Origin of the sequence: Pseudomonas sp. Fl4BN1 (genome assembly GCF_009908285.1) — a bacterium.
Classification (GTDB): domain Bacteria; phylum Pseudomonadota; class Gammaproteobacteria; order Pseudomonadales; family Pseudomonadaceae; genus Aquipseudomonas.
Map to the genome: position 1 here is coordinate 1 of NZ_JAAARM010000069.1, position 8,853 is coordinate 8,853.

Here is an 8,853-nt window from a genome sequence, read left to right on the forward strand (position 1 = left end):
GGGTATATATCCATTTTTGCGGTAACGGCGGTTTATGGTTTTGAGTGCATATCCGTTGCTGTGGTCAGGGCGGCTGATGGTTTCGCCTTTATGGCGAGGGGGTGAGTACATATTCGTTGCTGCGGTCAGGGCGGCTTATGGTTTTGCCTTTACGGCGAGGGGTTGAGCACATATCCGTTGCTGCGGTCAGGGCGGCTTATGGTTTCGCCTTTACGGCGAGGGGTTGAGTACATATCCATCGCTGCGGTCAGGGCCACTTAGGGTTTCGCCCTTACGGCGACTCACTTTTTTCAAACGCCAAAAAAGTAAGCAAAAACGCTTGCCCCTCCATACGGCCCCTCGCTGGGGCTCGGGGTGCCCTCGCTCCGGCATTGCTCCGGGGGCACGCCGCCACAGGCCATCCATGGCCTGGGGCGGCTAGCTCGGCATCCTTGCCGAGCTGCCCCCTACGCAACGCCTGCGCTCGGCCTGCTGGGAAGGGGCCTGAAGATCAAGATCAAGAGAAAAAGCCAAGCGCGTTTACGCGCTCTTCGTAGGAGCCGGCTTGCCGGCGAAGGGGCCCTCAAGTCATGCATCGTTCTGGCGGACGCCTTCGCTGGCAAGCCAGCTCCTACGGGGCGTTACACACGGCCTCATCTTCAGGCCGGCCGCAAGGCCGCCGTCAGATTTTGATCTTGATCTGCCTGCCCCCTTAGACACGATGGCCGAACGCAGGCATTGAGCCGTGGGTAACCCGGCAGGGATGCCGGGTTAGCCGCCCCAGGCCATGGATGGCCTGTGGCGGCGGCCCACGGATCAATGCCGGAGTGAGGGCATGCCGAGCCTAGGCGAGGCACCGAGTGGAGGGGCAAAGCGTTTTGCTTACTTTTGCGCTGTTCAAAAGTGAGTCGCTGTAAGAGCGAAACCGCCAGCCGCCGTAACCGCCGCAACGGATATGTACTCACTCTCTCAGCCACAAGTGGCTGCTACCGCAGCATCGGATATGTACTCAATCCCTCAGCCGCAAGTGGCGGTTACCGCTGCATCGGATATGCACTCAATCCCTCCGCCACAAGTGGCCGCCCCCGCCACACCGGATATGCACTCACCCCCCTACTTATCCCACGTCCGAGGACACCCCAAACACCCCTCCATATTGGCATCCTGAAAATTCCCATAATGCTGCCGTGCCCCCCGCAGATCGGCCCCTTGCAGATTGCTCTCGCCAAACTTCGCTTCCTGCAGATTGGCATCACTCAGGTCAGCCCCCTGCAGATCCGCCTTGCTCAACCAGGTCATCTCCAGGTCCGCCGCCCGCAGCTTGGCCTGGTGCAGCTTGGCCCCGGACAAGCGGGCAAACTGCAGGTAGGCCGCGCTGAGGTCGGCTTTTTCGAATTGCGCGCCCTGGGCAAACAGCCCCCAGCCCTGGATCGCCACCAGTTTGGCGTTGCTGAAATCCGCCAGCCGCAAGTTGCTCTGTTGCAGGCTGGCGCGGGTCAGGTTGGCGCCCTGCAAGCGGGCTTGTTCCAGGTTGGCCAGGTCCAGTTGGGCATGGCGCAGGTCGGCATCACGCAGGTCGGCGCCGGCCAGGTTCATCTTGCGCAGGTCCTGGTTGGCCAGGTTGGCGCCCCGCAGGTTGGCTCCGGGGCACTGGCTGGATTCGGCAATCACGCAGCCGTTGACGGTCAGCGGTACGTCGTTGCCGTCGTCATCGACGTTCATGGCCAACGCCGGGGAGAGGATCAACATCAGGGCCAGTGGCAGGTAGTTCATGGTGCAGTTCTCCAGGCTGGAGTGAAGGCGGGTGGGGCGAGAATGCGGGCTCCCGGTCGACCGGCGCCCTGGGGCCACAGCCGTCCAGAACCCGGCCCCCGGGGTGTGTCTGGCACCTCCCGGGGGCGGGTTTCGGGGGCGCTGCGCGACCCAGCGCGAGCCAGCGCCCTCGCCACAGACAGAGCGCTGACGGTCAGCGCTGGGCGCTCTGGTTATCCCAGCTCGGGATCTTGAATACCCAGAACGAGCCACCCTGGGCCACCGGCTTGGTCAGCTCGGCCATGTCGCCACCCCACAGCGGCACCGCGCCGCCGTAACCCACGGTCACGCCGATGTACTGCTCGCCATCCTGTTCCCAGGTGATGGGCGGCGAGACGATGCCGCTGCCGGTCTGGAATTTCCACAGCTCCTTGCCGGTCTTGGCGTCGAAGGCCTTGAAGAAGCCGTCGCCGGTGCCGGTGAACACCAGGTTGCCCTTGGTCGCCAGTACCCCGGCCCACAGCGGCAACTGTTCCTTGTGCTCCCAGACCAGCTTGCCGGTGCTCGGGTCCATGGCGCGCAGGGTGCCGACGTGGTCGTCGTACATGCGCTTGATGCGGAAACCCATCCCTAAGTAGGCCGAGCCTTTCTTGTAGTTGACTTCCTCGGTCCAGTACTCCTCTTTCCACTGGTTGCCGGGGATGTAGAACAGCCCGGTGTCCTGGCTGTAGGCCATGGGGTTCCAGTTCTTGCCCCCGAGGAACGGCGGCGAGACTTCCACCGGCTTGCCCTTGGTTTCACCCGGCAGCGGCTTGGCCGGACGCTGGCCTTCGTTTTCCACCGGGCGCCCGGTCTTCAGGTCGATGTGGCTGGCCCAGGTGATGTTGTCGACGAAGGGGAAGGCGTTCTGCAATTTGCCGTTGTTGCGGTCCACCACGTAGAAGAAACCGTTGCGGTCGGCGTGGCCGGTGGCCTTGACCACTTTGCCGTCCTTGCCCTTGTAGTCGAACAGCACCAGCTCGTTGTTGCCGGAGAAGTCCCAGGCATCGTTCGGCGTGTGCTGGTAGAACCATTTCACTTCGCCGGTGCTCGGGTCGACGCCGACCTGGCCCGAGGTGTACAGGCTGTCGTAGTCGTGGGGGTTGCCGTCTTTCGAGGTCCGCGCCCAGGTGTTCCACGGGCCGGGGTTGCCGGCGCCGACGATGATGGTGTTGCTCTCGGCATCGAAGCTCGCGCTCTGCCAGGGGGCGCCGCCGCCGTGGCTCCAGGCTTCGACCTTGCCGGTTTCGGTGGTCTTGTCATCCGGCCAGGACGGCGCCTTGACGTCGCCGGTGGGGGTGCTGTCCTGGCCGTTCAGGCGTCCCATGTGGCCTTCGACGAAGGGCCGCATCCACACCTCTTCGCCGGTGTCCGGGTCGCGGGCGAACAGCTGGCCGACCACGCCGAATTCATCGCCGGAGCTGCCGTGGATCAGCAGCACCTTGCCGCTGGTCTTGTCCTTGATCAGCACCGGGGCGCCGGTCATGGTGTAGCCGGCGCTGTGGTCGCCGAACTTCTTGTTCCACACCACCTTGCCGGTGTTCTTGTCCAGGGCGATGACCCGCGCATCGAGGGTGCCGAAGTAGATCTTGTCGCCGTAGATCGCCGCGCCGCGGTTGACCACGTCGCAGCACGGGCGAATGTTGTCCGGCAGGCGGTGGTTGTAGGTCCACAGGCGCTTGCCGGTCTTGGCGTCGAGGGCGAACACCCGCGAGTAGGAACCGGTGACGTAGACCACGCCGTCGCTGACGATGGCCTGGGATTCCTGGCCGCGCTGCTTCTCGTCGCCGAAGGAGTAGGACCAGGCCGGGGTCAGCTTGAACACGTTCTGGTCGTTGACCTGGGCCAGCGGGCTCCAGCGCTGGGCATTGGTGCCCATGCCGTATTGCAGCACGTCCTTGGTGGTCAGGTGGTCGTTGGCGATGTCTTCCCAGGTGACGTTGCGGGTGCTCGGTGCAGCTGCGGTGGCGGCACTGGCACCGGCGCTCAGGGACAGGCTGCCGGCGAGCACAAAGGCCTGCACGGCCAGGGTCAGCGGGGCAAGGGTGGGTAGCGTTCTTATTCTCATGGTGGCAGTTCCCAGTGGAGGTTTTGGCCTGACTAGGGTGTGCCGGGGCGTGGCCTGGAGATACGGAAAAAGTCCCGCGCTTGCCGGGAAAATTTCCCAGCCGGCACCTGATTTAGACCCGCACCACAAGCCCTACTACCAAGGGAGTAAGGCCCGGCCACCAAAGCAGCATACGGCTGCCCCGGGGGCTGTTTCTAAGATGGCGCCACGGCCTCTGTCGAGAGGCCTCGCGTGCAATCTTGAGGGCATGACAATGATAAGAAAACACAACGCCTGGTTGGCCGCCGGGCTGCTGGCCGGCCTGTTGAGCAGCGGTGCATGGGCCCACGGCAACGTAGTGCCCCAGGCGGTGGAGACCAAGGGCCTGACCCCGGTCAAGGACGCTGGCGTGACCCTGGACGGCGACGGCTGGGCCGCGGTCAATCCGTACCGCACCAGCCCCGAGCGGGACAAGGCGGTGGAAATCGGCGCTTCGGCCTACAACCAGAACTGCGCCGCCTGCCATGGCCTGGAAGCCAAGTCCGGCGGCATTGCCCCGGACCTGCGCATGCTCGATGTGGGTGACGCTGGGGACGAGTGGTTTGTCGAGCGGGTGCGCCACGGCGCGGTGCGCGATGGCCGGGTGTACATGCCGAAGATGGCCGACTACCTGAGCCAGGAAGCCCTGTGGGCGGTGCGCACCTACCTGGACAGCGTGCACGTCGAGGAGTGATGGCCATGGGCCTCTGGCGGCTGTACCTGGGTGGCCTGCTGCTGATGTCGCCGCTGGCCTTTGCGGCCCGCATCGAGCCCGGCCCGGACCCGGTGCCGTCGGTGATGTGGGCCTACTACCAGCGGCAGATCCTGGCGGACGCACCCTTCGTCTTCGATGAACGGGTCAAGCTGCTGGCGCCGCCGTTTGCCGAGGATGCGCGCCAGGTGCCGCTGGAAATCGACGCCCGGGCCTTGGCCGGCGAGGTGGTGAAGATCCTCGCCTGGGCCGAGCTCAACCCGTTGCCGCGGATCGTCGATTTCGAGCCCGGGGCCGGGGTGCAGCCCTGGCTGTCGATCCGAATCCGTATCGAACAGGCCACGCCTTTGCGCGCCGCGGTGCTGACCCGCGATGGCCTGTGGCACGTCGGCTCGGCCCTGATCGACGCCGCCGGCGGTGGCTGCACCGCTCCCAGCCTGGTGCGCAGCCAGCCCGGCTGGGAAGAGCACGTCGGCGAGGTGCTGGGCGCGCGTTATCCCCGGGGCAGCGCCAGCCGCTTGCGCCTGCAGGTGTCGCACCCCATGGACAACGGCCTGCTCAACGGCATCCCCGAATTCTTCCTCAACCAGGCGCAACTGCTGGACGCCGACAACCGCGTGCTGGCGCGCCTGGAGCTGTACCCGGCGGTCAGCGAGAACCCCAACCTGGGGTTCGATATCCAGGCCCCCGGGCAAACCCGCCTGCTGTTGCGGGACAACAACGGCAATCAGTTCGAAGCGACCATTCCCTGAGCCGAGGAGCAAGCCATGCGCTGGATACTGCTGCTGTGTCTGAGCCTGAGCCTGCCGGCCTGGGCCGAACTGGACTACCGCCTCAAGCCCCGGCAGATCGCCGAGGGCACCTGGCTGCTGGAAGGCGGCACCGAGAATTTCTCTCGGGACAACGGCGGCAATATCGTCAACACCGGGTTTATCGTCACCGACGCCGGCGTGCTGGTGATCGACACCGGGCCGTCGAAACGCTACGGCCAAGCCCTGCGCCAGGCAATTGCCGCCACCACCGAGCAACCGCTGGTCCAGGTGCTGCTGACCCATCATCACCCGGACCATGTGCTGGGCAACCAGGCCTTCAGCGACGTGCCGATCGCGGCCCTGGCCGGCACCACCGACCGGCTGCGCGAGCAGGGTGACGCCATGGCCGAGAACCTCTACCGCCTGGTGGGCGACTGGATGCGCGGCACCGAGGTGGTGCTGCCCAACCGGACCCTGGAACCCGGGGTACTGGAGATCGGCGGGCACCGCCTGCGGCTGCTGGCGCTGTCCGGCCATACCGGCGCCGACCTGGCGATTTTCGACGAGCGCACCGGGGTGCTGTTCGCCGGCGACCTGGTGTTCTACCAGCGCGCCCTGACCACCCCCAACAGCCCCGGGCTTCAGGTCTGGCTCAAGGACCTGGAGCGCCTGCAAGCCTTGCCCTGGCGCCTGATCGTTCCCGGCCACGGCCCGGTGGCCAGCAGCGAGGCGCCCTTTGCCCAAATGCGCGACTACCTGGGCTGGCTGCACCAACTGCTGAGCGACGGCGCGGCCCATGGCGACGACATGGCCGAATTGATCCGCGCACCGATTCCCGAGCGCTTTGCCGCCATCAGCCTGACCCGCTACGAGTTGATCCGCAGCGTCAGCCACCTGTACCCGGGCTACGAACGCCAGCGCATGCAGCGGGTTGACCCGCCCTGACCCATCCCCGTGTAGGCGCTGGCTTGCCAGCGAAGAGGCCCGCCAGATCGCCTTCGCCGGCAAGCCGGCTCCTACAGAACTCACGCCATCTCATTGCCTGTTGTAGGAGCTGGCTTGCCAGCGAAGAGGCCCGTCAGATCGCCATCGCCGGCAAGCCGGCTCCTACAGGATCCACGCCATCTCATTGTCTGTTGTAGGAGCTGGCTTGCCAGCGAAGGGGCCCGCCAGATCGCCTTCGCCGGCAAGCCGGCTCCTACAGGATTCACGCCATCTCATTGCCTGCTGTAGGCGCTGGCTTGCCAGCGAAGGGGCCCGCCAGATCGCCTTCGCCGGCAAGCCGGCTCCTACAGGATTCACGCCATCTCATTGTCTGTTGTAGGAGCTGGCTTGCCAGCGAAGGGGCCCGTCAGATTGCCTTCGCCGGCAAGCCGGCTCCTACAGGACTCACGCCATCTCATTGTCTGTTGTAGGAGCTGGCTTGCCAGCGAAGGGGCCCGCCAGATCGCCATCGCCGGCAAGCCGGCTCCTACAGAATTCACGCCATCTCATTGTCTGTTGTAGGAGCTGGTTTGCCAGCGAAGAGGCCCGTCAGATCGCCTTCGCCGGCAAGCCGGCTCCTACACACCAGGGCGCGGCATGGACGCAGGCGTTCAACCTACGACCAAATGACGAGGCCCCCCCTGCCAACGATGCATTCGTCGGCGCTGCGGGGCTCTCTACCATCGAGCCATCGCCTGTCGTCGGACAGGCATCGACCAGCAGAGGCCCAGCATGATCTACGCACAACCCGGAACCCCAGGCGCCGTCGTGTCCTTCAAGCCACGCTACGGCAATTTCATCGGTGGCCAGTTCGTGCCGCCGGTGGACGGCCAGTACTTCAGCAACACTTCGCCGGTCAACGGTGAGGTGATCGCCGAATTCCCGCGCTCCACTGCCGCCGATATCGACCAGGCCCTGGACGCCGCCCATGCCGCCGCCGAGGCCTGGGGCAAGACCAGCGCCCAGGACCGCTCGTTGCTGCTGCTGAAGATCGCCGACCGCATCGAGCAGAACCTAGAGGTGCTGGCGGTCAGCGAAACCTGGGACAACGGCAAGGCGGTGCGCGAAACCCTCAACGCCGACGTGCCCCTGGCCGCCGACCATTTCCGCTACTTCGCCGGTTGCATCCGCGCCCAGGAAGGCGGCGCCGCAGAGATCAACGAGCTGACCACCGCCTACCATTTCCACGAACCCCTGGGGGTGGTGGGGCAGATCATTCCGTGGAACTTCCCGCTGCTGATGGCCGCCTGGAAGCTGGCCCCGGCCCTGGCCGCCGGCAACTGCGTGGTGCTCAAGCCGGCCGAGCAGACCCCGCTGTCGATCATGGTCTTCGCCGAGCTGATCGCCGACTTGCTGCCGGCCGGTGTGCTGAACATCGTCCAGGGCTTTGGCCGCGAGGCCGGCGAGGCCCTGGCCACCAGCAAGCGCATCGCCAAGATTGCCTTCACCGGCTCGACCCCGGTGGGCTCGCACATCATGAAATGCGCCGCCGAAAACATCATTCCCTCCACCGTGGAGCTGGGCGGCAAGTCGCCGAACATCTTCTTCGAAGACATCATGCAGGCCGAGCCTGCGTTCATCGAAAAGGCCGCCGAAGGCCTGGTGCTGGCGTTCTTCAACCAGGGTGAAGTCTGCACCTGCCCGTCCCGGGCCCTGGTGCAGGAATCGATCTACGAGCCGTTCATGGCCGAGGTGATGAAGAAGATCGTCAAGATCAAGCGCGGCAACCCGCTGGACACCGAGACCATGGTCGGCGCCCAGGCCTCCCAGCAGCAGTACGAGAAGATTCTTTCCTACCTGCAGATTGCCCAGGAGGAGGGCGCCGAGCTGCTCACCGGCGGTGCTGCCGAGCGCCTGGAGGGCGACCTTGCCAGCGGCTATTACATCCAGCCGACCCTGCTCAAGGGGCACAACAAGATGCGCGTGTTCCAGGAAGAAATCTTCGGCCCGGTGGTGGGCGTCACCACCTTCAAGGACGAGGCCGAGGCCCTGGCGATCGCCAACGACAGCGAGTTCGGCCTGGGCGCCGGGCTCTGGACCCGCGACATCAACCGCGCCTACCGCATGGGCCGGGCGATCCAGGCCGGGCGCGTGTGGACCAACTGCTACCACCTGTACCCGGCGCACGCCGCGTTCGGTGGCTACAAGAAATCCGGGGTGGGCCGCGAGACCCACAAGATGATGCTCGACCACTACCAGCAGACCAAGAACCTGCTGGTGAGCTACGACATCAACCCCCTGGGCTTCTTCTAAGGGGCGGGAACGGGCGCGGTGGTTGGGTGCCGCCGCGCCTGTGCAGGACGGACACGGGGAGGGCTCATGGGTGGGCACCTCCCCGTGTGCGTTGTGGGCCCAGCACGCAATGCGCAGCCCCTGTAGGAGCCAGCTTGCTGGCGAAGGGGCCCGCAAGATCGCCTTCGCCGGCAAGCTGTTGTGGCTCAATGTTCCTGGACCACTCTGTAGGAGTTTCAACCTAAGGAAGCATCATGGGATTTCGGGTCGTTACCGCTGAAGAAAAGGCTGAAGCCATTCGCTTGGTCGTGGAGATG

Annotated in this window: 6 protein-coding genes; 4 read left to right on the plus strand and 2 right to left on the minus strand. The window is 65.3% G+C overall.

Going from position 1 to position 8,853, the window contains the following annotated elements; genetic code table 11:
- Positions 1–1,092: 1,092 nt before the first annotated feature.
- Both GV818_RS33390 and exaA read right to left on the minus strand, forming a co-directional pair.
- Positions 1,093–1,752, minus strand: coding sequence for a pentapeptide repeat-containing protein (locus GV818_RS33390; protein ID WP_161778711.1), 660 nt, complete (start codon positions 1,750–1,752; stop codon positions 1,093–1,095).
- Positions 1,753–1,945: 193 nt separating this feature from the next.
- Positions 1,946–3,838 (minus strand): quinoprotein ethanol dehydrogenase, encoded by a 1,893-nt coding sequence (gene exaA, locus GV818_RS33395; protein ID WP_161778712.1) that lies wholly within the window; start codon positions 3,836–3,838, stop codon positions 1,946–1,948.
- Between the two features lie 253 nt (positions 3,839–4,091).
- On the opposite strand from exaA, the gene pedF reads away from it, so the two are divergent.
- From pedF to exaC, 4 genes are all read left to right on the plus strand, one after another.
- Complete coding sequence (pedF, locus tag GV818_RS33400; RefSeq protein WP_161759791.1) at positions 4,092–4,550, plus strand: cytochrome c-550 PedF; 459 nt, start codon at positions 4,092–4,094, stop codon at positions 4,548–4,550.
- Positions 4,550–5,320 carry a quinoprotein dehydrogenase-associated SoxYZ-like carrier gene (locus GV818_RS33405; protein ID WP_372242143.1) on the plus strand — a complete coding sequence of 257 codons (771 nt, stop codon included), beginning with the start codon at positions 4,550–4,552 and terminating at the stop codon, positions 5,318–5,320. The genes pedF and GV818_RS33405 overlap by 1 nt, the downstream gene beginning before the upstream one ends.
- Before the next feature lie 15 nt (positions 5,321–5,335).
- The gene (locus tag GV818_RS33410; RefSeq protein WP_161778714.1) at positions 5,336–6,265 is read left to right on the plus strand and encodes a quinoprotein relay system zinc metallohydrolase 1; all 930 of its coding nucleotides are present in this window, start codon (positions 5,336–5,338) and stop codon (positions 6,263–6,265) included.
- A gap of 771 nt (positions 6,266–7,036) precedes the next feature.
- Complete coding sequence (gene exaC, locus GV818_RS33415; RefSeq protein WP_161778715.1) at positions 7,037–8,557, plus strand: acetaldehyde dehydrogenase ExaC; 1,521 nt, start codon at positions 7,037–7,039, stop codon at positions 8,555–8,557.
- Positions 8,558–8,853: the final 296 nt, after the last annotated feature.

What these genes read in the sequence shown, in the direction of transcription:
- GV818_RS33410 (WP_161778714.1), top strand. Translation starts at nt 5,336, where the DNA reads ATGCGCTGGATACTGCTGCTGTGTCTGAGCCTGAGCCTGCCGGCCTGG.
- GV818_RS33390 (WP_161778711.1), bottom strand. Translation starts at nt 1,752, where the DNA reads ATGAACTACCTGCCACTGGCCCTGATGTTGATCCTCTCCCCGGCGTTG.
- GV818_RS33405 (WP_372242143.1), top strand. Translation starts at nt 4,550, where the DNA reads ATGGCCATGGGCCTCTGGCGGCTGTACCTGGGTGGCCTGCTGCTGATG.
- pedF (WP_161759791.1), top strand. Translation starts at nt 4,092, where the DNA reads ATGATAAGAAAACACAACGCCTGGTTGGCCGCCGGGCTGCTGGCCGGC.
- exaC (WP_161778715.1), top strand. Translation starts at nt 7,037, where the DNA reads ATGATCTACGCACAACCCGGAACCCCAGGCGCCGTCGTGTCCTTCAAG.
- exaA (WP_161778712.1), bottom strand. Translation starts at nt 3,838, where the DNA reads ATGAGAATAAGAACGCTACCCACCCTTGCCCCGCTGACCCTGGCCGTG.